The following is a 21,864-nucleotide window of genomic DNA, read 5'->3' as shown; positions in this document are numbered from 1 at the left end:
GGTGAGTGGAAACCTTTGTTCGGAAGGGTGCGAGCCCGCCGCCTGGGCGGGCTCGCCAGCGTATCAGACGGTCGCGTCGACCAGATCGATCGAGAACGTGTCGCTGTCGAAGTCGTCATCGCCATCGAACAGCGTCGCCGTGAAGTCGAGGCTGAGGGGCTGCGGATTGAACTCCTCCTCGATCGTCCACTGGATCACCGGGATCTTAACGGTGCCCGCGCCCATTGTGAGCTGGACCGCATCGATCTGCTTGGTGCCGCCATCGATAACAAAGAACTTCCCGCCCTCGGCCACGTCGGGAATGTTAGGATCCTTGCGGGGCGCATTTTGCAGTATAGCCGCCGTGACCAAGTTATTGCTGCTGACGGTCCCGTCGGTAAAATAAACTGTGTAGTACAGCTCCTCTGTTGGCGGGGTATAGCCGCCGACGGAATTGTCGATATAGACCGTCACGCTGTCCACGACTTCCTCGGGGTTGAAGACGAAACTTTCGTCGCCCGCCTGGATTCCCGTGGCTGTGCCGTCGAGATTATTGTTGTTGACGCCGATGCCCGAGGTCGACACGTTCATTTGTGTTCCGCCGTTGATCAGCGTCGGGATCTGGTTCGTCGGGGTCAGGAACGCCTGGATCTGCTCCTCTGTCAGGTCCGGTGCGCCGTTCACGATCAGATCGAGCAGGTCGTTCGGCGGCGTGTTGCCCGTGACACCCGACGCCGGCGCGGTCGCGACGGCACCGAAGAACACCACATCGTCAGCGTTCGCGTCGCTGCCGCCGAACAGCAGCGTCTGCACAGGATCGGGACCGCCAGCCTTGAGCGCCCCCTGCGTGGTATCCCTTTGGATGACCTGCGTCGGCGGGTTGTCCATCACGAACGTATATTGATCAGTGTCCGGATCGAAGGTCAGCGTGAATCCCACCGTCTCATCGTCGCCATCGCCGTTGAAGTCGTCTGTGATCGACCCGGTGAAGGTGAAATCGCCCGTCTTCGTGAGCGCGCTGCCGGCGACGGGACCATTGGCATCGATCTCGTAGCTGTCAAAGGTCACGTTTAGGAACCCGTCGCCGTCAACTTTGAACCCGTCCTCCCCGGGCGCGTGATCCCAGGTGCCGGTCTGAGGATCCTCGGTGAAGGTTCCGAAGATGTCGTTCACCGTGACGGTCGGCCCGTCATCCTCGAACTTGACCTTCGAACCGACCTCTTCGACGTCACTCGAAACCTGAGTGATTGTGACGCCGCCAAGATCGAAGGCGACGTTGCTACCTGGGCCTTGTGTCGGCTGGTCGTTCCGGACCAGTACGCGATTGTGGTCGTCAGTGGTTGTGTACTGGATGACATCATCGTCCTTCACGCCCGTAATTGTGGCCGTGTTGGCCGAGATCGTGACGGTCAGGGTGTCGGTTACGTCGATCCCTCCGCGGATAACGTGCACCGACTCGATATTAACCTTGGTATCGCCTGTTACGAGCGGGTCATCGTCGATATAGTTGTTCCCCGTTCCGTCTGCCGTGAGATAGGCCTGAATCTCCACGGTCGCGGTCGTGCTGGCACTGCCCGGCGTCATCTGCGAGATGGTGATCTCGGCACCCCGAACGCCTTGAGCATAGCCGGTGAAATCGATGCTAGCCTCGTCGGTTGCCTCGGACGGGACTAGGCCCGGAACGAGGAACTCGGAATTGGCGCCCGCGACGAAGGTGACGACCAGCGCCTTTTGGGCCTTGATCTGCTGACCTTCGGTGCCGAGCGTGGTGGCACCGCCGCCCTGGCCCGTATTGACGGTGTCGCCGTCATTCGACACCTGCTGGCCGGCCGACTCGTTGGCCGGATCCTCGCCCGTCACGAGGATTGCCAGCGACGTGGTTCCGAACATCATGAAGAGGTTCTGGCCCGAAGGCGCGCCTGCGAAGGGGAAGTCGTTCTCCGCGACGGCGGCGACGAACAGCTTGTTCGTCAGGTCGAGAGAGTCGTCATGATCAGCAACGGTGCTGCCATCCGTGTTGTGTGCCAGCGTGTAGCCGTCCGCGAGCACGGTCCACAGTTTGGCGCCGGTAGTGATACCGGATGTCTTAATCTCGTCGAGATAGACCGCGAACACGATGGGATCGTCGCCGCTGTCCCCGGCCACGCCGTAGACGATGTTATTGTTGGTCGGATCGGTGAAGAGAAAAATTTCCGTGATAGTCCCGTCGCCAGCCACCGCAGACAAACCGCTGCTGAAGGTGGACGTCGCGCCTGTCTCATAATCCGGGAACCCGGCTCCACCGCTAGCGGTGAGCGCGAAGTCGGTAGACGCCGTAGCGCCGGTGACATTGAGGATGTTGTCGCCAGTGTCGGCGACGGCGCCGCTGTAACCGCTTAGCGCTGCCTCATCGAGCGTCAGCCCGTAGAAGGTCAGCCGGCCCGAAAATGCCACCGGCAGGCTGCTGCTCAAGATGTCGTTGTCATCTGCGTCGCCCGCGGGGGACGGTGTTGCGGTCGCGTTCTGAAGGCCGTCAGTCTCGTCGAGAATGACAAGCTCGTCAGTCGCTGTGATCGTGATAGCCATTGTTCTTCTCCCTCATTAAATGATCGTCAGTAAGTCCTTTGGCTGGGTTCGCTGGAGTCGCCAGGGCGCACTTGCTGTCATGGTTGTCGTTGGGAAATTGGCAGCGACGGGCTGCCAGCAAAAAAAGGACACGCAGAGAGTTGCTGGCCGCAAATCCAGTTAAAATCGCTGTGCGATTGAAATAATCTGCTTGTGGCGCTTTTCGTGGCCAGCATTGCTGTATTGCCTTCGCGTGTTCGCGCAAGGCACCCCTCATTCAGAACGAGGTCGTCAGCCATCTCTCTCGGTACTAGAGCGCACCCGACTCTCTATCCTGCTCCGTGCTGGGTCGATAGCGGCGGCTTATTTTTTAGGGAGCTCTAATATTCGGTTTTTTTCAAGCTATTCTTAGGCGTTAATCACAAAGGGGTAGCGTTGTTGCAAGTTAACGCTTTTGGATTAGAGGCTGGCCTCAAAAGATGTAGGTGATTTCAGCCAGTTGTGTTTCCTTCGCATTTGCTTCGATGGAGATCACGATGCTTGGACTGAAACCACCCGGCGGAATTATGTCCGTCGGACGAGCCGTTGCAAGCGATGTTACGGATCGCGAATGGGAATTCATTCCACCGTTCCTGCCTGCGCCACGGCGTCTGGGCCAGCCGCGCAAGACCGATTTGCGCGGCGGCGGTCGATGGGCCTAGGCCATCTATGGCGCAGTCAATTGCAGGCGTCTGACCGCATTCCGATTCTACTCTACAGGGACACGTTGGCTCATCAGGAAGCGATCTGACCGATGCACAGAAGCAGGCGTCGGACGGAGATAGATTTCGCGCCTTATCATGGTTTACACGTTGAGCCGGTGGAGCCTTGATCTCACCCAAAGTCACTCTGAACGGCACCCCGAAAATTTCCTCTTCCCTGTGTCTTCCTGTTATTGTGGAGACGAGGAGATGGTCCTGTGAGCGAGAACCGCAAGCTAGCCGCGATCCTGGCTGCCGACGTGGTCGGGTACAGCCGGCTGGCCGGCGCAGACGAAGACCGTACTTTGGCCAGGTTGCGGGCGCTGCGCAGCGACCTGATCGATCCGACCATCGCCGTGCACAACGGACGCGTGATCAAGCGCACAGGCGATGGGGCGCTGGTCGAGTTCCGCAGTGTAGTAGACGCCGTGCGCTGCGCCATTGAGGTGCAGAGCGGTATGGTCGAGCGCAATGCTGGCGTGGCGCAGGACCGCCGCATCGAGTTCCGGATCGGAATTCATCTCGGCGACGTGGTCGAGGAAAGCGACGGCGACCTGATGGGCGACGGCGTCAACATCGCTTCGCGTCTGGAGGGTGTCGCTGCGCCAGGGGCCATCTGCCTATCCGAGGATGCCTATCGCCAGGTTAAGGCGCGGCTTGACCTCTCAGTCAGCGATCTTGGCAACACGCAGCTCAAGAACATCGCCGAGCCGATCCGGGTGTATTCGCTGCGTGTCGGCACCACCGACGCAAAGGCAATCGCGACCTCACAGCCGGTGACAAGCCGGCCGACGACGGAACTGCCGCCGAAGCTGTCGATCGCCGTGCTGCCCTTCGCCAACATGAGCGGTGATGCCGAGCAGGAATATTTCGCCGACGGAATTTCCGAAGACATCATCACATCTCTCTCTAAGCTGCCGCAGCTCTTCGTCATCGCCCGCAATTCGTCGTTCACGTTCAAGGGCAAGAACGTTCACGTGCAGGAGGTCGGCAGAAACCTCGGCGTACGCTACGTGCTGGAAGGCAGCGTCCGCAAATCGGGAAACAGGGTGCGCATCACGGCGCAGCTTATCGACGCAGCCTCGGGCGGACATCTGTGGGCGGAGCGCTTCGATCGCGACCTCACCGACATATTCGCGGTGCAGGACGACGTCACGCAGCAGATCGTTGGCGCACTAGCGATCAACCTGACGGAGGGCGACCGGCAGCGTCTGGCGCCCGAGCACACCGGCAACCTTGAGGCGTATGACTATTTCCTGCGTGGCCGAGAGCTGTGGCACCGGCTTACGAAGGAGACGAACGTCGCCGCCCGGGACCTTTTGCAACGTGCAATCAAACTGGACCCGAATTTCGCCTCGGCCCACGCGTTCCTGGCCCTTACGCACGTACTTGACTATTTGAACGGATGGAGCCCGTCACCGCCGAATTCGCGTGAGCAAGCGGAAGAGCTTGCGACGCGGGCGGTTGCACTGGATGATCGCGATCCCAGGGCGCACTGGGCGCTGAGCATCGTCGAATTGTATTCGCGACGGCACGACGTGGCCATCACGGAGGCCCAACGTGCGATAGTCCTCAATCCGAACTTCGCTGAAGGACACGTCAGCCTGGGCGAGGCACTGAATTACTCGGCCAGGGCCGACGAGGCACTCAAGTATTTCGATCGGGCGAAGGTCTTGAACCCATATTTTCCGGATGTGCTATTGCACTTCCAAGCCTTGGCGTCGTTTCACCTAGGAAGGTACGAACAGGCGGTTGGCTTGCTGAAAGAGCGGCTGACCCGCAATCCCGTTACCGACGTCTCGCGCGCGCTCCTAGCGGCGAGCTACGGCCATCTGGGCCGTTTAGACGAGGCCCGCGCGGCTTGGCAGGAGGTGTTCCGGGTCAATCCCAACTACTCCCTCGAATACCGTCGCAAAGTGTTGCCCTACAAGAACCCCGACGATTTCGAGCTAGTGGTGGACGGGCTTCGCAAGGCCGGCCTGGTGTAATTTCAGGCCGGGCGAGTGTCCGGTCTTGCACCTTCTGCAGCCACCCGCTCAAGATGAGCAATGACCGGTGCTGGCGCTTCTTTCTCGTTCCGATCGAGGGAAGCTACAGAAGAAAACCACCTCTCGCGACCCTCCTTGTCGCGAAAACTCCCGATCAAAGCAACGGTTTGCAACTGACTTTTGTACAGTCGCAGAACTCAACTTTTACGACAATGCGCTACAACCGGGGGGCAAGGCGATTTGTTTAAGACCGCTCCGCTTCGCCATTTACCAGAAGATTATCGCCGGAGCTTTTCCGAAAGAAATTTATCTTCGCTGTGTCGATCGGCACGTCAATCGTGTTGTCGGGCTTTACCCGCGACGAAGCGTGAACTGTGCGGTGAAGGCCGCTGAGCCGACCTTGCCGATTGCCAGTATGCGGGCCAAGTGGCTCGATTTCGGCGACGTGCAAACGGATCCTGGGCTAGTCAGTATCGGTGTTCATCGTATGCTCCGGCCGGATCCCGAGAACCACGGTTAGATCCACGGCTTTAGCCAGTCGTCCCCTGTATTCCTGGGAAACCCCGATTTCAACGCCTCCTTCTGCCCGGAAGAGCAGCCCTTCATCACATTTTTCGAGGCGGCCTTCGACGAAATTCATGCTGGGTGCCCCGATGAACGCCGCCACAAACAGGTTTTTCGGGGATTCGTAGAGTGTGATCGGATCGGCTGCCTGTTCGATCCGTCCGTGGTTCATCAAACGACGCGATCGGCCATCGTCATCGCTTCCACCTGATCGTGGGTGACATAGACCATCGTCGTCTGAAGCCGCCGGTGCCGACGGTGAGGAGGTCGAGTTTCGCCGGTTTGCACGACTGTTTCGGAGGCTCATGAACCAGGCCGTTTGACAAAGGTTGATGGCCGCTGATAGAGGCAAATGTGCAGCAATTCGGCACGACAGGCATCCAAAGCCGTTCATCCCAGGTTCATCGCAAGCACCCGAATATGACCCAACCAAACTGTTAGGGTGAGCTGATGAAGAAGATTGGTGCATTGTTAGTTGCAGCTGCTACGGCTTTTACGGACGTGATGCCTGCGCAGGCAATGCCTGTGCCACCTGTGTCGATGCCCTCGAGTTCTCAGGGGGTGGACTTGGTCCATCACAAACCCGGCCACCGTGGCGGCCCGCCGCACGCACGCAGCTACAGCAGCCCTCGGTACAGCGCCGGCCCACGCTACGGTAACTACAATGGCTACCGGGGCTATCGCTACCATCGGGATGGTTACCGTCAGCACAACGATGGCTGGTGGTATCCGCTGGCCGCATTCGGAGCGGGATTGGCCCTCGGCGGAGCGATCGCGTCGCCCCCGCGCGGGGCCTATTCCGACGCTAGTTCGGCCCATATCGAATGGTGCTACGCGCGCTATCGTTCGTATCAAGCCTACGATAACACGTTCCAGCCGTATTATGGACCGCGCCAGGAGTGCATTTCACCCTACTATTGATCCGAGGCGCTATCGAGACGGAGTTAGCGCCCGTAGACCGGGTGACGTCGATGATCGCTCTGGCTGCTCCGCCTCTTTCGCCGCGAACCGCTGGGCAGCCGTCTAGCTGATGCCGCTCTTATCCTCGGTCCTTGGCATGAAATGACCTTTGGGCAGTTGCGTTTTGACCGCGAGGAGTTTCCCGCGCCGGAGTTGGACCGTTCTCGCCTCTGATAACCGCTCATCGGCGCGTGGAAGGCCAGGAGAAGGCGGAGCCGTCCGATCGGGCCTCGTGCCGTTCGATGTCGCCATTCTAGCCACGCTATCCCAGGACAATGCGTTCGCCGCTGTCCGCCGACTGCTTGATGGCCATGATGACGTTCAGTGTGTTCAGTCCGTCGCGCCCGGTAACCAGCGGCGGTTCTTCACCGCGGATCACCTTACAAAATTGCTGGATCTGCAGCGCCAGGGGGTCTTCGTGCTCAAATTCAACACGATGTGTCTCAAACGGCTCCCACAAGCTGCGTTTCGTGCCGTTCTTCCACACATCGAGTGACGGGATTGACAGGGATCCGTGAGATCCGCCGATGAGGTAGCATGCCTCTTCCGTCTTCGGATAGGCCGGATTTTCGCCCGTCGTCATCTCCCAGCTCCAAGGCGCGACGACCGTATCGGAGACCGACGCTGTCGCTAGCAGTCCGCTCGCGAACTCCATCAGGATCACGGCCGTTTCTTCTACAACATTGCTGCGGACAATGTGGGATTCGCGCGCCTGAACAGCAACGATGTCGCCCAAGAGATAGCGGAGGTTGTCAACGTCGTGGATTAGATTGAGGAAAACGGGACCGGCTCCGGCCTGGCGTCGCCAGTCGATATTGAAATAGTCGTCCGGCTTGAATAGCCAGAACATAGCGTTGGCTACGAGAACGCGTCCAAGTTCGCCGCTGTCGATGATCTTTTTCGCCTTTTGGATGATCGGATTGTGGCGGCGGTGGTGACCAACCAGAAGCGGAATGCCAGCAGCTTGCGCGGCGCCGATTAGCTTTTCACCGTCCGCGATGTTATCGGCAATCGGCTTTTCGATGAGGGCCGGCACGCCGGCGGCGATGGCCTCCAAACCGTTGGCGACATGGATTTGGTTGGGCGTTGCGACGATGATGCCGTCGGGACGATCCGTATTGATCATTGCCGTAAAGCTTGGAAACCATTTAGCGCCCGATTCCTGCGCGATCTGCTGCCCGAGCTGCATCGGATCGACGACGGCCAGAAGTTCTGCCTGCGGCTCGGCCAATACGTGCTGGATATGGCGCTTGCCAATCAGGCCAGCGCCGAGCACCGCAAGTTTCACCTTCCGTTCCATGCCAGCCCGTCCCGTCATTTCTTATCGCCAGACTTGATCAGGCTTGCCACTCGACGGATCGCAAGCTGATAGCCTTCGGTTCCGAGCCCTGCGATGACGCCGTCAGCGCGGTGCGAAACGAAGGAATGATGGCGGAAGGCCTCGCGCTTGTGGACGTTGGAAATATGCACCTCGATGACCGGTTGCTCGAAGGTGTTGAGGGCGTCGAGAATGGCGACGGAGGTGTGGGTGAAGGCGGCTGGATTGATGACAATGCCGGCCGCGACCTCGCGTGCTTCGTGGATCCAGTCGATGATTTCGTATTCACGATTGCTCTGATGAAAGCGGATGTCCTGACCGAGTTCGGAAGCTACCCGGCGGCAATCGGCTTCGACATCGGCGAGCGTCTCGTGGCCGTAGATATGTGGCTGGCGCTTGCCGAGCAGATTGAGGTTCGGGCCATTGAGGACGTAGATCAGGCTCATTCTTCTTCCTTTCGAATTGCCGGAATGGTCACGGCAGTGTTGTCTCGTGGATGGCAAAATCGGGATCCGACTGGATGAGATCGGCACGCAGGGCGCAGCGCCCCTCGTCAAGTGCCGGACGTGCGACGCCTTCGGCTGCGTCATAAACTATCTGCAATATTGCTCGCTTTTCGGCCGCAGAGCGTCCGGGCGCGATGCGCAGGATGATCTGCACGAACTGATTGTCGGGATGCTCGTCGGCAACCAGCGAATGGGTCGCTTCGCGTGCAAAGGTGCGAACGGCATTCGGCTTGACGGCGCCGCTGTCACGTACGCTCCGATGAACGGCCTTCACCAGCGCTGGCATGTCAAGGCGGCGTCCGGCTCCCTCGCTGTATTCGATTACGATGTGCGGCATCCTGTCCCTCCTTCGCCTACCTGAATCAGGAGGCTCTGCACAGGTCGGTGAAATGGCTGCTCATGCGTTCGGCGTCGGGTTCGATACCGCTGAAGAGCTTGAACGCGGCCGCGGCCTGAAACACTGTCATCCCGCCGCCTGGCAGGGTGCGACAGCCGAGATGGGTGGCAAGCGCCAGAAGCTCGGTTACCAGTGGCATGTAGACGATGTCGGCGACCCAATGATGGGGCTCCAGCCAGCTCTCTTCGATCGGCAGCCCGGGATGGTTCTTCATTCCAGTGGGCGTTGCATGGATGAGGCCATCGGCGCTCCGCATCGCTTCGCCCACATCAGTGATCGCAAAAGCCCGTTCGGCAGAAAACCGGCTGTTCAAATCTTCGGCCAGACGGTCCGCACGGGAAACGTCCTGATCGAAAATCGAGAGACGCTCGATGCCAAGTTTCATCGCGGCATGTGCGACCGCGACGCCGGCGCCCCCGGCGCCGAGAAGAACAGCTCGATGCCGCGGAACGTCGGGAAGGCCGCGCTGAAAGTTTTCATAGAAACCGTACCAGTCCGTGTTGTGCCCGGTGCGTTTTCCATTCTCGAACACGACGGTGTTGACCGCGCCCAGCATGCGGGCATCGTCGGAAAGATCCGTGAGGTACTCAATCACCGTCTGCTTGCACGGATGGGTGATGTTGGTGCCGGCAAAGCCGCGTGCTTCCTCTTCCGCCAGAAGATCAGGCAGGGCGGTGGCCGGAAGGCCGCGCGCTACAAGGTCGAGGAGTTCATAGCGATAGTCGAGCCCCTGAAGCGCACCTTCGCGCTCGTGCAGGGCAGGGGATTTCGACATCTGGATATCCGCGCCGATCAGTCCCACCACCAACACAGCGCGTGTCGTCGTTTCGTTTGAAACCGTCATGTGCGGACGCCTTAATGATGGGCCAGGATTTCGCCGAGAAATGCCTGGGTGCGCGGATGCGACGGATTGCGGAAGAATGTTTCCGGCGGCGCTTCTTCGATGATCTCGCCGGAGGCCATGAAGATGACCCGGTCGGCCACCTGCCGGGCAAAGCCCATTTCGTGGGTGACGCAAATCATGGTCATGCCGTCCCTGGCCAGACCGATCATCGTGTCGAGGACTTCCTTGACCATCTCAGGGTCGAGCGCGCTGGTCGGCTCGTCGAAGAGCATAGCTTTTGGTTCCATGCACAGCGCACGCGCAATGGCAACGCGTTGCTGCTGTCCGCCGGAAAGTTGGGCGGGGTATTTGTCGGCTTGGTCGAGAATGCGAACGCGCTCGAGATATTTGCGGGCGATTTTCTCGGCATCAGTCTTATTTGTACCGCGCACCCGCATGGGGGCGAGTGTACAGTTTTCTAGAATGGTCATGTGCGGAAACAGGTTGAAGCTCTGGAATACCATGCCGACTTCGCGCCGGACGGCGTCGATCGACTTGCCGCTGTCATCCAGCTTTGTGCCCTCGACCATGATCGTGCCTTTCTCGATCTTCTCGAGCGCATTGATGCAACGGATAAGCGTGGACTTGCCGGAGCCTGACGGTCCGCAGAGTACGATCTTCTCGCCCTTGCGAACCTTAAGGTTGATGTTTTTCAACGCATGGAATGCGCCGTACCATTTATCCACGGCTTCCATGGAAAGAAGCGGGCTTCGAGTGTCAGCAGCGTGCGGCACGGCGATCTCCTGCGTAGAACGTGTATCAGTTGATGGTGAAGGGGATGTTCGGGATGGATACGGGGAACTTCGGAACGTCCACCTTCATCCACTTCGCGTAGACCTTGGCGTGCTCGCCATTCGCCATGATCTTGTCGAGGAAGGCGTTGACGGTTTCATTCCAGTCCTTCTCGCCAAGTCGTGTTCCGACGCCATTGAATGTGGTGAGGAAATCGATCTTGCGTTCATATGTGCCGGCGCTGGCCGCTTCCAGACGGTCGAGGTAGAACTGGTTGCCGCCAACCGCCTGCACCTGGCCGGAAAGCAGCGCCTGGATGGAGGCGGCATCATCATCGAAACGCCGGACGGTCGCCGTATCGCCGACAGCAGTAGTCACCGCCTTATCCTGCGAGCTTGACTTTGGAACGCCGATCTCCAGGCCTGCGAGATCGCCGATTTCGGCCATCTTCTTGTCCTTCGGTCCGTAAAGCGAAATTGTGTTGCCAGCATACGGCTTGCTATATTGGATGGACTTGGCTCGTTCCTCCGTCATCGCCATGGTCGCAAACAGGATATCGACCTTGCCGGTGACAAGTGCCGGAATGCGATTGGCGACCGCGAGCGGTGCAAATTCGACCTCCACGCCCAGCTCCTTGGCGAAAAGCTTGGCGATGTCGGCATCGAAGCCGTCCTGAACGCCGCTCGAATTGACGAAGCCCCAGGGCGCGTTGTCGCCTTGAATGCCGACGACAATCTTGCCCTTGGCTTTGACCTCCTCCACTGTCGCGGCCTGGGCAGACATCGGCGACAGCCATGGGGCCATCACCAGGGCTGCGGCTGCGAACAGAATTCCACGGCGCTTCAGGCCGGTCTTGAAGCTGCTGATCATTACCTTCTCCTCCTTGGTTGATAGAGCTTGTGCGTTCGTTGGTTACCGGGCGGCCTTTGCCATCCGATTTTCGAGCCGGCCCCCATAGAGAGACAAGGGCCAGCAAATGATGAAGTAGATTGCGCCGACGATGCCGAAGATCAGCAATGGTCGATACGTCTGGTTCGAGACGATCTGTCCGGCGCGGGCGAGTTCGATGAAGCCGACGATGGCGGCAAGCGACGTGCCCTTGATGAGCTGGACGAGGAAACCGACGGTTGCTGGCAGCGAGATTTTGAGCGCTTGGGGAAGGACAACATCCTTCATCCGCGACACATAGTGGAGACCCAGCGCATTGGCCGCCTCCGTCTGGCCTTTCGGGATTGCCTGGATGCCGCCGCGCCAGATCTCGCCGAGAAAGGCGCTGGCATGCAGCGTGAAGGCGATGGCGACGGCCACCCAGGCCTCGATGCTGAAGCCGAGAAGCCCAATGCCGTAGTAGACGACGAAGAGCTGCATCAGCAGCGGCGTGCCCTGGAAGATGGAGATATAGCCCGCCGCCGTCTTGCGGAGCGCGGAATGTGCAGACGTCCTGGCAAGCGCGATGACGAGACCGATTATGCCGCCGCCGATGAAGCCGATCGCAGACAGAAGCAATGTCCACTTCAGACCCTGCAGCAGGAAAAGCATTTCGTTTTGGCCGATAACACCCATTGTCCTGCTCCTCACCGCACCGGATAGCTGAAGAAACGCCGCGAGATCAGCGCAAACAGCCCCATCATCATCCAGGAGATAACGAGGTACATGAGCGTGATCGTGAAATAGACCTCGAAGCTGCGGAACGTATCGGACTCGATGATCTGTGCGACGGAAGTCAGTTCATAGGCTGCGATCGACGTGCACACCGATGTCGTCAGCGTCAGCATGACGAATTGGCTGGTCAACGAGGGGTAAATTGCTCGAAGCGCCGGTTTCAGCACGATCAGGCGAAACACCTGCGCCTTGTGCAGGCCGAGTGCCAGGCCGGCTTCGACCTGACCCTTGTGAATGCTGTCGACACCGCCACGAATGATTTCGATCGCATAGGCACCGCCATTGATGGCCAGCGCGATGATCGCCGTGACCGTAGGGTTGAGGCGAATGCCCATCATCGGTAGGGCGAAGAAGATGAAGAAGATCTGCACCAGGAACGGGGTATTGCGGACCACTTCGACGAAGGCGATGACGGCCGCGCGCAGAGGACGGATATTCGATGTTCGGGCCGCGACCCCGATGACGCCGATCACCAGCGCCAGCGACATGCCGGCCAGCGCCAAGCCGATCGTTGCCAGAGCCGCCATCAGCAGGTCGGGCATCTTTTCGAAGACAACGCTGAAATCCAGCACGTAATTCATGACAATATCTCTCCCCCGCCGACGGGCTCCTCTGCCTGTCTTCGTGTGTGGTATCCGTTTTGCGCTGTGCTTCTGGTTAGCCGGTCAACGCTCGGGCGGCATCATGAAGGTGACGCAAATGCTCCTCCGGCGCCTGGCTGGGATGGATCGGCACCTCCACCGAGACCGCAGCGCCTGCGGGCAGCACTCTCATCAGGCTCGCAACGGGAAGCTCACCTAGCCCCGGTGCAAAGCGCCCTGTTCTAGCCTCGCTGACTTTTTGATCCGCCGTTATCGGCGCGGGACCGCGGGCGTCGCAGAGCTGAATACTCCTGATCGTGCCTTGGGGGGCGGCAGAGACATCGTTGGCTTGGCCGCCATTGCGGAAGAAATGCAGAGCATCTACTAGCGCACCGGCATTGCCCCGTTCCGATTCCTGCACGATCGACAGGCTGTCATCAAAGCTGGCGACGGTGCGCCAGCCCATGTTCTCAAGATCGACCCCCATGCCGAAGGAGGCCGCGAGGTCGCAAAGCGCCACGAAATTGGCGACAAGGCGCTCCCGATCTGAGTCGTCGCCGCAAACACTGAGACGTCGCGCACCAAGCGCGCTTGCGGCCTCCAGCACTGACGTCAGAGCAGCGGCATCGAAGTCCGGTCCGATGACAACGAATTCGATGTCGTAGAGCGAGATCCCTTCACCATCCAGACGGGCTTTGACGTCACGCGCCGCGTGGCTTCCGGTCGGCAGCTCATAATAGGGAGCGCCGGGAAATGCCGGATGAAGGCGCAGGCCGACCGACGAAAAGCCGGCTGCGGCGGCAAGCGACACAAATTTCGCCGGCTCGACGTCGATCGCTGAAAAATGCGCGACCCCCAGCGAAGTGTTGGCTGACATGAATTCCTCCCGGGTCTCCATTCAGGCGATCCCCTTTTCAGCGAGATGCTTTCGAAGATTTGTGCCGGTGCGATGAATGTGTTCGCGCAGCCTGTCGCAGGCATAGTCCATGTCCCGTGCCACGGTCCCTTGCGCGATTTCGCTATGTTCAACGCTGACATTGCGGTCGCCGGATGTGCGGGTCAGAAAAGTGCGCCGATAGCGGTCGTTCAGGTTGAGCATGGTCTTGCAGAAACCGAGAAGCAGCGGTTTGCGGCAGCCCGAAATCAATGTGAGATGGAACTCCCGGTGAACGGCTTCCCATTGCTCAAGCGTTTCGGGTTTGGAGGCATCCCGTTCCGTGCGGTTCAGGCGGTGCAGCGCGCGCATGACATTGCCCTCCCAATCGACATCGCCGACGCGCATCGATTCCCGCAACGCATAGGTTTCGAATTCCTCGCGCAAACTGGTAATCTCTTCGAGGTTCGATAGCGAAACGGGCGATACGCGGTAGCCGCGATTGTCTTCGAACTCGACTAGCCCGTCCGAAATCAGACGGGCCAGTGCCTCGCGCAAAGGGCTGAGGCTGACGCTAAAACTCTGTTTTGCCCGATCGAGATTGATCTTGCTGCCTGCTTCGAGCTGGCCGGAAATGATGGCTTCGCGCAAGCGCGACACCAACTGGCTGGCAATCGTGTTCTTGCCGTCATCCAAAAACGTCGGGCTGGGCGTTGCCGCCTCCGCGCCGTTTTCCGAAATGAGGCTGTCAGGCCCTGATCGCAATCGACATCCTCCCAGATGGCTCCGCCGCGGTTTCCGATGGCGGGCTTCATTATCGACGATCGATATAATAAACGATTATTTGTGTCAAACGATTTGGCGAAAAATTCTCCAATTTCTGTCCACAAAAAACTCCAATCTATCATTTACATAATAACATCAACTATATGATTGGGTGATCTGGCGTCACCGTCAGCGGTTTTTCGCAAAAACTGCTGACGGTGCAGCAGCTGTCCGCTTGACAAATAATCGATGATTTAAGAAAACGTCTGCGGGCGCAGGGAGGTGTAAGATGGTGATACGGACGCAAGAGGATGTGACGGCCGCTGTTCTGCAGGTGATGGAGCAGACCGCAGATGATCGGCTTCGCGAGATACTGACGGCGCTTGTGAAGCATCTGCATGCCTTCGTCCGGGAGGTCCGCCTGACGGAGCCGGAATTTCGCGAGGCAACAGCCGTCCTCAACGAAATCGGCCAATTGCAGACGGACAGCCATAACGAGTTCGTCCTGATGTCGGGGTCTCTGGGTGTTTCAACGCTCGTTTGCCTGCTCAACAATGGCGATCAGGGGCAGACCGAAACGTCCCAGTCGTTGCTTGGCCCCTTCTGGCGCCTCAACTCGCCGCGGGTTGAAAATGGCGGCACCATCATCCGGTCGGATACGCCGGGTTCGCCGCTGTTCGTTCACGCGCGGGTGGTGGATGCGCAAGGCAGGTCCATTGCCGGCGCCGAAGTGGATGTCTGGCACGCGTCGCCCATCGGTCTCTACGAGAACCAGGATCCTGATCAGGCCGAGATGAACCTGCGGGGCAAATTCACGACGGATGCGGAGGGCCGCTTCTGGTTCAGCACGGTGAAGATGGTGGGCTATCCAATCCCGGTGGACGGTGTCGTCGGCCGGCTTTTGAAGACGCAGGGACGTCACCCCTATCGCCCGGCGCACTTGCACGCGCTGATCTTCAAGGAAGGGTATAAGACTCTGATTTCGCAGGTCTTCGACCCGAGCGATCCGAATATAGATTCCGACGTTCAGTTCGGCGTCACCTCGGCGCTGACCGGAGATTTCGTGCGGCATGACGAACCGCATCCAGACGATCCGAATGTGAACGTTCCCTGGTTTTCACTGGAATACACATACGTGATGGAGCCTGGCGAGGCAGTCCTGCCGCGCGCACCAATCAAATAAGCAAACGGGAGAACGACCCCCATGTTGACGGATGACGAGCGCCGCGCTGCGGCACAGTCCTTGCTGACCGCCGAGGAAAGCCGGGTGCCGATCCCGCAGCTTAGCAGGACCTATCCGCAGATTGAGATCGAGGACGCCTATCGCATTCAGGATTTTTGGGCGGAAGGCAGGATTGCCAAGGGTGCGCGCGTCGCGGGGCACAAGATCGGACTGACCTCACGCGCCATGCAGATGGCGTCGAAGATGACCGAGCCGGACTATGGACGCATCCTCGACGACGCTCTGTTCAATGACGGTGCCCAGATCAGGGCCGACCTTTTCATCAAGCCGCGGCTCGAGGTTGAACTGGCTTTCATCATGGGCGAAGATCTTCAAGGCCCAAATGTGCGCATCTATGACGTTATGCGAGCCACTGAATTCATCGTTCCGGCACTCGAAATCATCGATTACAGAACAGAGGTCCCCCGCGCGATCACCGATACTATCGCCGACAATGCCGCCTTCGGCGCTATCGTCGTCGGTGGCCGTGTCATCCGTCCGATGGATGTTGATATCCGATGGATCGGCGCAACGCTCGCCAAGAACGGGATCATCGAGGAGTCGGGCGTTTCGGCGGCCGTCATGGGACATCCCGCGGCAGGCATCGCCTGGCTGGTCAACAAGCTCCATGCGGTTGGCGGCAAGCTGGAGAAGGGGCAGATCGTGCTGGCGGGTTCTTTCACGCGGCCTGTCGATATCACGGCGGGAGACGTCATCCATGCGGACTATGGCCCGGTCGGTGCGATCGGCGTCGCTTTTGTATAGGTGAAAAACATGAATCTTCCGGAAAATCGCTTCAAGCGAGCGCTACGCGAAAAGAGGCAGCAGATCGGTCTCTGGTGCAGCCTGCCGGGCAGCTATGCCGCGGAGATCGTCGCGCCCTCCGGGTTCGACTGGCTGCTGTTCGACACCGAGCATTCACCAGGCGATGTGCTGACAGTCCTGCCGCAATTGCAGGCGGTCGCGGCCTACGATGTCTCGGCGATCGTGCGGCCTGCCAGCAATGATGCGGTGCTGATCAAGCGATACCTCGACATCGGTGCGCAGACACTGCTCATTCCCTATGTTCAGAATCGGGAGGAAGCCGAGGCTGCGGTGTCCGCCATGCGCTATCCACCTGCCGGTATCCGCGGCGTGTCCGGGCTAACGCGAGCCACGCGTTTTGGGCGTGTCACCGGCTACGCTAAGCGGGCTGAGGAGGAACTGTGCCTGCTGGTGCAGTTGGAAACCCGTGCGGCACTGGAGGCATTGGAGGGGATTGCACAGGTTGACGGTGTCGATGGTGTCTTCATTGGCCCGGCGGATCTTGCCGCTAGCCTTGGACATACGGGCGAACCTGGCCATGCTGAGGTCGTGGCTGCGGTCGAGGATGCGATCAGTCGCCTTGCGGCTCTTGGCAAGCCGGCCGGCATCCTGACACCGGACACCACGTTCGCTACGCGCTGTATCGAACTTGGAACTACCTTTACCGCGGTCGGTGTTGACGCCGGCCTTCTCGCCCGCGGGACCGAGGCGCTGGCCGCAAAATTCAGGCAACAGTGACCGCAAGATTGCGCCGTCCCGTAGGAGATCGAAACATGGCCGACGATAGGGCAGCTTTGCTCAACGCGCTGATGCCGAAAGGTTATCTGCGGGCGGCGGTAAACCTCGCGAATATCGCTTTGGTGCAACTCGATCCAAAGACGGAAACCTTTGAAGGCGTCAGTCCACAACTCGCCAGAGAGTTTGCAGAGCGCCTCGGATGCCGAGTCGAATTCGTCGCCTATCCATCGGCAGCCAGTATCCTGGCCCGGGTCGATCAGAACGAGTGGGACATCGCCTTCCTGGCCGCCGATCCGGCGCGCGAAGACAGGCTACTATTTTCGCCTGCCTATGCGTTGATCGAGGGCACGCTTGTGGTTCGTGAGGCAGCACCGTATCGCACCTTTCAAGACGTCGACGCGGAGGGTGTGGAAATCTGCGTCACTCGTAACGCTGCCTATGATCTCTATTTGGCCAGACGTCTCGCTCACGCCAAAATTATTCACTCTTCTACGCCGGGGGAAGGCCTTGAGCTGCTTGCCGAAGGCAAACACCACGCAGCGGCGGGCGTGCGGCAAGCGCTTGAGCGCTTCGCGGCGGAGCGCAACGGTTTCCGTGTCTTGGCGGAACCGTTCCTGATTATCAGGCAAACGATCGCTGTGAGCTGTTCGCGCCATGTAGCAGGTCGCTTGGTGCGAGAATTTGTCGAGGAGGCTCGTCAACAAGGCTTTTCGGAAAATGTCGTTCGCCATGCACAAAGCATTGGCGTTGCTTTGGCAGAGCAATAGCGGTTCATAAATGGGCGTTAGACGCCGAAGCGCGTTCTACCAAGCACTTAAACCATGTGGCTAAGGCATCGCCGGGTTCAGATCTCCCTTTAAGGCGAGCAATTGAGACGCAGGTCGCTATTTGCCATTGCGGACTCCGAAGTCCGCAAGTGCTTAGCCGCGCGAAGTTATCCCCACGCCAACCAACGTCACCGCCAGCCCCGCGAACATCGTGACCGTCAGAGGTTCTGAAAACAACATCCAGGCCCATAGCATCGTCACGGGTGGACTGAGATAGATGGCGGCGCTGACCTTGGCCACGGGGAACAGCCGCAGACTGGTGTAGTAGACGGCGTAGGCGAGGAACGTTGCGATCAGAACGAGCCAGACCATGCCGACCGCGAAATCACGGGTCAACGGTGGAGCAAGGCTGCCCTGCGTCAACGCGCACAGGCCGAAGAGTCCCGAACCGATCAGTGTCTGGATGCAAAGACTCTGATGGACAGGCATATGCTGCGTTTTGTGTCTCCTGTGCAGGACCGAGGCGACAGCAAATATCAGCATGGAACCCACCGTCAATCCGTATGCCCAGACCGGGGCCGTACCGATATTGAGGCTGTCGAAAGATACGATCAGAACACCGATGACGGCAATCACAGTGCCCAGCCATTGCCGTGCGGTCAGCCGTTCGCCGAGGACGGGTTGCGAAAGGGCGGCGATCGCCAGCGGAAGAAGATCGGCGATGAGCGCGACCAGCCCCGTGGGGACTTTTTGTTCGATAGCCAGCGCGAAGCCTCCCAGATACAGGAACACGGCCATAACGCCGAACAGGGCCTGATCTCTGACCGACGCATGGATATGCTCGGCCCGATCGCCAATGCGAAGGGCAGAAGGATCAGTCCCGAAAGCAATGTCCGCCAGAACAGCAGAAGCATGACGCTTGCCTCCTGGTTGGCATACCGGATGCCGACGAAGCCTGAACTCCATCCGATGATTAGGAGAGTGGCGAGCAATGGCCATAGCAGTTGGTGGCGGCGCGCGGTGGCGGAAGGAAGAGAGATGTCGGTCATTAAGCGCTCTGTTGCGAGGATTACGATCTACCGATAGGCGGATCGCACAATACGCCGCACATGACAAATTTCGATGGCTGCATGACATTTAGCAAATGAGTGTCATGAGTGGCGTAGTTCGTGATACGCTTCTCACTGGAGAGAACGAAACGGATATGGTCATGAATGAACTCAACAGTCGCCGCCTCGAGATCGACGCTTTGCGGGCGCTTTCCGCAATCCGCCAGCATGGCGGCATTACTAGAGCAGCGGTCGCCCTGGGCCTCTCTCAGTCCGCCGTGAGCCATAAGATCAAGCGACTGGAACTCAGCCTCGACTGCGAACTGCTCGGCCGGAAGTCGGGCGGTCCGATGTTCACCGCTGCGGGAAAAGACTTGCTCGACTACGGCGGGCGTATCCTCGGTCTGCATGACGAGGCTCTGCTCAGCCTTTCGAAAATCCCGCTCGCGGGTAGGCTTGCGCTCGGCCTCACCGAAGACACGGCGTGTACCGACCTCGCCCGTATTCTGGGACGGTTTCGGCGTCTGCATCCGAATGTCTCGGTCCGTACCAAGGTCCGTATGAGCCTCGTCCTGCGCGCCATGCTCGAACGAGGCGAGCTCGATGCCGCAATCGTTCAGGTCTTCAGCCATGACGTGCGACCGACCGACGTTGTCCTCTTTCGTGAAGACCTTCACTGGGTGAAGCATCCGGATTTGGCGCTCCAGCAGGACGGCCCGATTCCGTTTCTGTCGTTTGACGACGAGTGCTTCTACCGTCAGTGGGCGCTCGACATCGGCCAGGACGACGCGGTTCTCGAGACCATCTTCGAGTGCTCGAGCGCCGCCGGCATCGTTTCGGCCGTCAACGCGGTCATGGGCGTGGCTCTCCTGAGCGACCGCCATATCCGTGGCGAGATGCACGTTTTCATTGGACGGCTACCTCCGCCGCCAGCTCTGGCGTATGTCGTGCGCCGAGCAAGGAAATCGAGGAACCCGGCGCTAGACAGCTTGGTCGGCGAGATTGAGAGGGACATTGGCCGTCACGGAAGTTTGGCTCTCGTCCGCTGATGCCAGTGACGCAACTACGAAGGACATATGTCGATTGACGCGTCCCGGTCGCTTCGGATATCGAAAGATATGGCCGCCGTTGCGCGCATGCCCGTCGTACACACCACCCGCTTTAATTCCTAGAAGCAGTCAGTCTCCTATTCGAGTGGTCACCTCGGTAACACCAAAAGCAGACATCGCGTTTGCCACACTGTACGTCCACTTTGGGCTGTTCGCACAACTCGCCATGCCCTAAGAAACCACCTCAAGGGAATCGCATGGGAGAACCCAATGAGTCAGGCGGCCAACACCATCACCACGTGGTATGTCGATCCGGATGCGGAAGACCGGATGTCCGACGGCCACGCCCCCATTTGGCGACATCTGATCGATCTTATCGCCGAGCGCGATCTGTCTCAGAAGAGTGTTCTGGACTTCGGCTGCAATCAAGGTGGCTTGCTCCGTCATCTCTATGCGATCAGACCGTTCCACAAGGCGCTCGGGATTGATATCGCAGCGCAGTCGGTCGCCAAGGCCGAAGCCTTCAAGGGCAATATCCCCGTCCAGCATGCTGTTGGTGGAACACTTGAGGACTGGGTCGGGGAGTTCGATCTGGCGATCAGCCACGAGGTGATCTACCTCGTCGAGGACATCCAGGCCCATGCAGCCGATATCTTCAAGGCGCTGAAACCGGGCGGGGTCTACTATGCCGTGACCGGCTGCCACACGGACAATCCGCTCTGGCCAAAATGGCGGGAACTGGTCGCCCAGCGCACCAACACTGTCGTTCAGGATCGCTCGATTTCCGATTACGGCCGCGCCTTCGCCAAAGCGGGTTTCGAGGTTTCCGGTCGCAAGCTGGAATATGACGGCTTCATTCCGTTTAGCGAGGACGGCTGGACACCCGACTTCGCGGACGCGCTCGACTACTATACGCAAACCAAAATCGTCTTCCGGCTGGTTAAGAATTAGACGGAGGCAACTTCGTAAGCTCGACGTCGAAATGCGGCGGCTTGTCGGGAGCGACCTCGACAAACCGCCCTTTCACCCGGAAGGTCTTTTCAATCAATCCGCTTTCAGCGAGCGCTTTCGGCTCGCCATCGAAGCGCAACTCACCCTTCTCTAGCAGGGAAATACGGTCGCTGGCCGAGATTGCCTGGTTGATGTCGTGGATGGCCATGATGATCGTTACGCCACGCTCACGGCTGAGACGATGGACGAGGTCGAGAACTTCGACCTGGTAGCCGATATCGAGGAACGAGGTCGGCTCGTCGAGCAGAAGGATGGCTGCCTCCTGCGCCAGAGCCGCCGATATCCAGGCGCGCTGACGTTCGCCACCGGAGAGCTCCTGAAGTGTCCTGTCGGCCAGACCAGCCAGCCCAGTACTCTCGAGCGCCCATTCGATCGCTTCCTCGTCCCTGCGGTCATAGGAGCGGAACAGTCCGACATGGGGAAAGCGGCCCTGCCGGACGAGCTGCGCGACCGTCATCTCGTCCGGGGCGGCCGGCTGTTGCGGCAGGAACGAAAGCTTCTTCGCGATGACCTTTCGCGACATCGACGCGACTGCCACGCCCCCGATGTCCGCTCTTCCTTCGGAAGCCTTGACCAATCCGGCAAGGGCCTGAAGCGCGGTGCTCTTCCCCGATCCGTTCGGGCCAATGAGCGCGCGGATTTCCCCCTTTTCCATGGCGAGGGAAAAGCCGTGCAACGCTCTTCTGCGACCGTAGTTCACCGACAATTGCGAGCAGGAAAGGGGCATGAAC

The 21,864-nt window shown here is 59.3% G+C and carries 21 protein-coding genes and 3 pseudogenes; 9 read left to right on the top strand and 15 right to left on the bottom strand.

The window, feature by feature from the left end:
• Nucleotides 1-63: 63 nt before the first annotated feature.
• Nucleotides 64-2,544 carry a hypothetical protein gene (locus A3AY_RS34645; RefSeq protein ID WP_018325016.1) on the bottom strand — a complete coding sequence of 827 codons (2,481 nt, stop codon included), beginning with the start codon at nt 2,542-2,544 and terminating at the stop codon, nt 64-66.
• Nucleotides 2,519-2,788, bottom strand: coding sequence for a hypothetical protein (locus tag A3AY_RS38980; protein ID WP_154663256.1), 270 nt, complete (start codon nt 2,786-2,788; stop codon nt 2,519-2,521). Before A3AY_RS38980 ends, A3AY_RS34645 begins: the two co-directional genes overlap by 26 nt.
• A 249-nt stretch (nt 2,789-3,037) precedes the next feature.
• Between A3AY_RS38980 and A3AY_RS41375 the strand changes: the two are divergent.
• Nucleotides 3,038-3,203, top strand: a pseudogene (locus A3AY_RS41375) (transposase); the annotation flags it as partial.
• Between the two features lie 278 nt (nt 3,204-3,481).
• Nucleotides 3,482-5,251, top strand: a complete 1,770-nt coding sequence (locus A3AY_RS0107220) for an adenylate/guanylate cyclase domain-containing protein (protein ID WP_018325014.1) — start codon at nt 3,482-3,484, stop codon at nt 5,249-5,251.
• Between the two features lie 244 nt (nt 5,252-5,495).
• Here A3AY_RS0107220 and A3AY_RS41155 read toward each other — a convergent pair.
• Nucleotides 5,496-6,067: pseudogene (locus A3AY_RS41155) on the bottom strand (ATP-binding cassette domain-containing protein); the annotation flags it as partial.
• A gap of 198 nt (nt 6,068-6,265) precedes the next feature.
• Between A3AY_RS41155 and A3AY_RS37485 the strand changes: the two are divergent.
• Nucleotides 6,266-6,736 (top strand): BA14K family protein, encoded by a 471-nt coding sequence (locus A3AY_RS37485; RefSeq protein WP_083925909.1) that lies wholly within the window; start codon nt 6,266-6,268, stop codon nt 6,734-6,736.
• A gap of 301 nt (nt 6,737-7,037) precedes the next feature.
• On the opposite strand, the gene A3AY_RS0107210 is transcribed toward A3AY_RS37485, so the two are convergent.
• The 10 genes from A3AY_RS0107210 to A3AY_RS0107165 form a co-directional block, all read right to left on the bottom strand.
• On the bottom strand, nt 7,038-8,075 hold the full coding sequence (locus A3AY_RS0107210) for a Gfo/Idh/MocA family protein (RefSeq protein WP_026203204.1): 1,038 nt from the start codon (nt 8,073-8,075) through the stop codon (nt 7,038-7,040).
• 14 nt (nt 8,076-8,089) lie between these two features.
• Nucleotides 8,090-8,539, bottom strand: coding sequence for a type II 3-dehydroquinate dehydratase (aroQ, locus tag A3AY_RS0107205; RefSeq protein ID WP_018325011.1), 450 nt, complete (start codon nt 8,537-8,539; stop codon nt 8,090-8,092).
• Nucleotides 8,540-8,567: 28 nt separating this feature from the next.
• A complete protein-coding gene (locus tag A3AY_RS0107200) occupies nt 8,568-8,936 on the bottom strand; it encodes a 5-carboxymethyl-2-hydroxymuconate Delta-isomerase (protein WP_018325010.1) in 369 nt (122 codons plus the stop codon).
• A gap of 25 nt (nt 8,937-8,961) precedes the next feature.
• Entirely contained in the window at nt 8,962-9,840 is an 879-nt protein-coding gene (locus tag A3AY_RS0107195) for a shikimate dehydrogenase (RefSeq protein ID WP_018325009.1), read from the bottom strand.
• An 11-nt stretch (nt 9,841-9,851) separates the two neighbouring features.
• A complete protein-coding gene (locus tag A3AY_RS0107190) occupies nt 9,852-10,574 on the bottom strand; it encodes an amino acid ABC transporter ATP-binding protein (RefSeq protein ID WP_018325008.1) in 723 nt (240 codons plus the stop codon).
• Between the two features lie 64 nt (nt 10,575-10,638).
• Entirely contained in the window at nt 10,639-11,481 is an 843-nt protein-coding gene (locus A3AY_RS0107185) for a transporter substrate-binding domain-containing protein (protein WP_018325007.1), read from the bottom strand.
• Between the two features lie 42 nt (nt 11,482-11,523).
• Nucleotides 11,524-12,174, bottom strand: a complete 651-nt coding sequence (locus A3AY_RS0107180) for an amino acid ABC transporter permease (protein WP_018325006.1) — start codon at nt 12,172-12,174, stop codon at nt 11,524-11,526.
• 11 nt (nt 12,175-12,185) lie between these two features.
• Complete coding sequence (locus A3AY_RS0107175; RefSeq protein ID WP_018325005.1) at nt 12,186-12,854, bottom strand: amino acid ABC transporter permease; 669 nt, start codon at nt 12,852-12,854, stop codon at nt 12,186-12,188.
• A gap of 76 nt (nt 12,855-12,930) precedes the next feature.
• The gene (locus tag A3AY_RS0107170) at nt 12,931-13,752 is read right to left on the bottom strand and encodes a sugar phosphate isomerase/epimerase family protein (protein WP_018325004.1); all 822 of its coding nucleotides are present in this window, start codon (nt 13,750-13,752) and stop codon (nt 12,931-12,933) included.
• A complete protein-coding gene (locus tag A3AY_RS0107165; protein WP_018325003.1) occupies nt 13,753-14,493 on the bottom strand; it encodes a GntR family transcriptional regulator in 741 nt (246 codons plus the stop codon).
• A gap of 289 nt (nt 14,494-14,782) precedes the next feature.
• Here A3AY_RS0107165 and A3AY_RS0107160 point away from each other — a divergent pair, with 289 nt between their 5' ends.
• From A3AY_RS0107160 to A3AY_RS0107145, 4 genes are read left to right on the top strand one after another with little or no spacing between them, the layout of a single operon-like run.
• Nucleotides 14,783-15,676, top strand: coding sequence for a dioxygenase family protein (locus A3AY_RS0107160; RefSeq protein WP_018325002.1), 894 nt, complete (start codon nt 14,783-14,785; stop codon nt 15,674-15,676).
• A 21-nt stretch (nt 15,677-15,697) separates the two neighbouring features.
• Nucleotides 15,698-16,480 (top strand): 2-oxo-hept-4-ene-1,7-dioate hydratase, encoded by a 783-nt coding sequence (gene hpaH, locus A3AY_RS0107155; RefSeq protein ID WP_018325001.1) that lies wholly within the window; start codon nt 15,698-15,700, stop codon nt 16,478-16,480.
• Between the two features lie 9 nt (nt 16,481-16,489).
• A complete protein-coding gene (gene hpaI / locus A3AY_RS0107150) occupies nt 16,490-17,257 on the top strand; it encodes a 4-hydroxy-2-oxoheptanedioate aldolase (RefSeq protein WP_018325000.1) in 768 nt (255 codons plus the stop codon).
• Nucleotides 17,258-17,292: 35 nt separating this feature from the next.
• Nucleotides 17,293-18,024 (top strand): transporter substrate-binding domain-containing protein, encoded by a 732-nt coding sequence (locus A3AY_RS0107145; RefSeq protein WP_018324999.1) that lies wholly within the window; start codon nt 17,293-17,295, stop codon nt 18,022-18,024.
• 153 nt (nt 18,025-18,177) lie between these two features.
• Here the strand turns inward: A3AY_RS0107145 and A3AY_RS34635 are convergent.
• Nucleotides 18,178-19,073, bottom strand: a pseudogene (locus A3AY_RS34635) (DMT family transporter).
• A 161-nt stretch (nt 19,074-19,234) separates the two neighbouring features.
• Here A3AY_RS34635 and A3AY_RS0107135 point away from each other — a divergent pair.
• A complete protein-coding gene (locus A3AY_RS0107135; protein ID WP_026203199.1) occupies nt 19,235-20,122 on the top strand; it encodes a LysR family transcriptional regulator in 888 nt (295 codons plus the stop codon).
• A gap of 270 nt (nt 20,123-20,392) precedes the next feature.
• The gene (locus tag A3AY_RS0107130; protein WP_018324997.1) at nt 20,393-21,073 is read left to right on the top strand and encodes a class I SAM-dependent methyltransferase; all 681 of its coding nucleotides are present in this window, start codon (nt 20,393-20,395) and stop codon (nt 21,071-21,073) included.
• Here A3AY_RS0107130 and A3AY_RS0107125 read toward each other — a convergent pair.
• Nucleotides 21,063-21,860 (bottom strand): ABC transporter ATP-binding protein, encoded by a 798-nt coding sequence (locus A3AY_RS0107125; RefSeq protein WP_026203198.1) that lies wholly within the window; start codon nt 21,858-21,860, stop codon nt 21,063-21,065. The genes A3AY_RS0107130 and A3AY_RS0107125 overlap by 11 nt on opposite strands.
• Between the last annotated feature and the right edge of the window lie 4 nt (nt 21,861-21,864).

It is taken from the genome of Rhizobium giardinii bv. giardinii H152 (assembly GCF_000379605.1).
Classification (GTDB): domain Bacteria; phylum Pseudomonadota; class Alphaproteobacteria; order Rhizobiales; family Rhizobiaceae; genus Pararhizobium; species Pararhizobium giardinii.
This window is presented reverse-complemented; position numbering and strand designations above follow the sequence as displayed.

Bases quoted from the DNA above. Each gene is read 5' to 3' on its own strand.
- A3AY_RS34645 (WP_018325016.1), bottom strand. From the start codon at position 2,544: ATGGCTATCACGATCACAGCGACTGACGAGCTTGTCATTCTCGACGAG.
- A3AY_RS37485 (WP_083925909.1), top strand. From the start codon at position 6,266: ATGAAGAAGATTGGTGCATTGTTAGTTGCAGCTGCTACGGCTTTTACG.
- A3AY_RS0107210 (WP_026203204.1), bottom strand. From the start codon at position 8,075: ATGGAACGGAAGGTGAAACTTGCGGTGCTCGGCGCTGGCCTGATTGGC.
- aroQ (WP_018325011.1), bottom strand. From the start codon at position 8,539: ATGAGCCTGATCTACGTCCTCAATGGCCCGAACCTCAATCTGCTCGGC.
- A3AY_RS0107200 (WP_018325010.1), bottom strand. From the start codon at position 8,936: ATGCCGCACATCGTAATCGAATACAGCGAGGGAGCCGGACGCCGCCTT.
- A3AY_RS0107195 (WP_018325009.1), bottom strand. From the start codon at position 9,840: ATGACGGTTTCAAACGAAACGACGACACGCGCTGTGTTGGTGGTGGGA.
- A3AY_RS0107190 (WP_018325008.1), bottom strand. From the start codon at position 10,574: ATGGAAGCCGTGGATAAATGGTACGGCGCATTCCATGCGTTGAAAAAC.
- A3AY_RS0107185 (WP_018325007.1), bottom strand. From the start codon at position 11,481: ATGATCAGCAGCTTCAAGACCGGCCTGAAGCGCCGTGGAATTCTGTTC.
- A3AY_RS0107180 (WP_018325006.1), bottom strand. From the start codon at position 12,174: ATGGGTGTTATCGGCCAAAACGAAATGCTTTTCCTGCTGCAGGGTCTG.
- A3AY_RS0107175 (WP_018325005.1), bottom strand. From the start codon at position 12,854: ATGAATTACGTGCTGGATTTCAGCGTTGTCTTCGAAAAGATGCCCGAC.
- A3AY_RS0107170 (WP_018325004.1), bottom strand. From the start codon at position 13,752: ATGGAGACCCGGGAGGAATTCATGTCAGCCAACACTTCGCTGGGGGTC.
- A3AY_RS0107160 (WP_018325002.1), top strand. From the start codon at position 14,783: ATGGTGATACGGACGCAAGAGGATGTGACGGCCGCTGTTCTGCAGGTG.
- hpaH (WP_018325001.1), top strand. From the start codon at position 15,698: ATGTTGACGGATGACGAGCGCCGCGCTGCGGCACAGTCCTTGCTGACC.
- hpaI (WP_018325000.1), top strand. From the start codon at position 16,490: ATGAATCTTCCGGAAAATCGCTTCAAGCGAGCGCTACGCGAAAAGAGG.
- A3AY_RS0107145 (WP_018324999.1), top strand. From the start codon at position 17,293: ATGGCCGACGATAGGGCAGCTTTGCTCAACGCGCTGATGCCGAAAGGT.
- A3AY_RS0107135 (WP_026203199.1), top strand. From the start codon at position 19,235: ATGAATGAACTCAACAGTCGCCGCCTCGAGATCGACGCTTTGCGGGCG.
- A3AY_RS0107130 (WP_018324997.1), top strand. From the start codon at position 20,393: ATGAGTCAGGCGGCCAACACCATCACCACGTGGTATGTCGATCCGGAT.
- A3AY_RS0107125 (WP_026203198.1), bottom strand. From the start codon at position 21,860: ATGCCCCTTTCCTGCTCGCAATTGTCGGTGAACTACGGTCGCAGAAGA.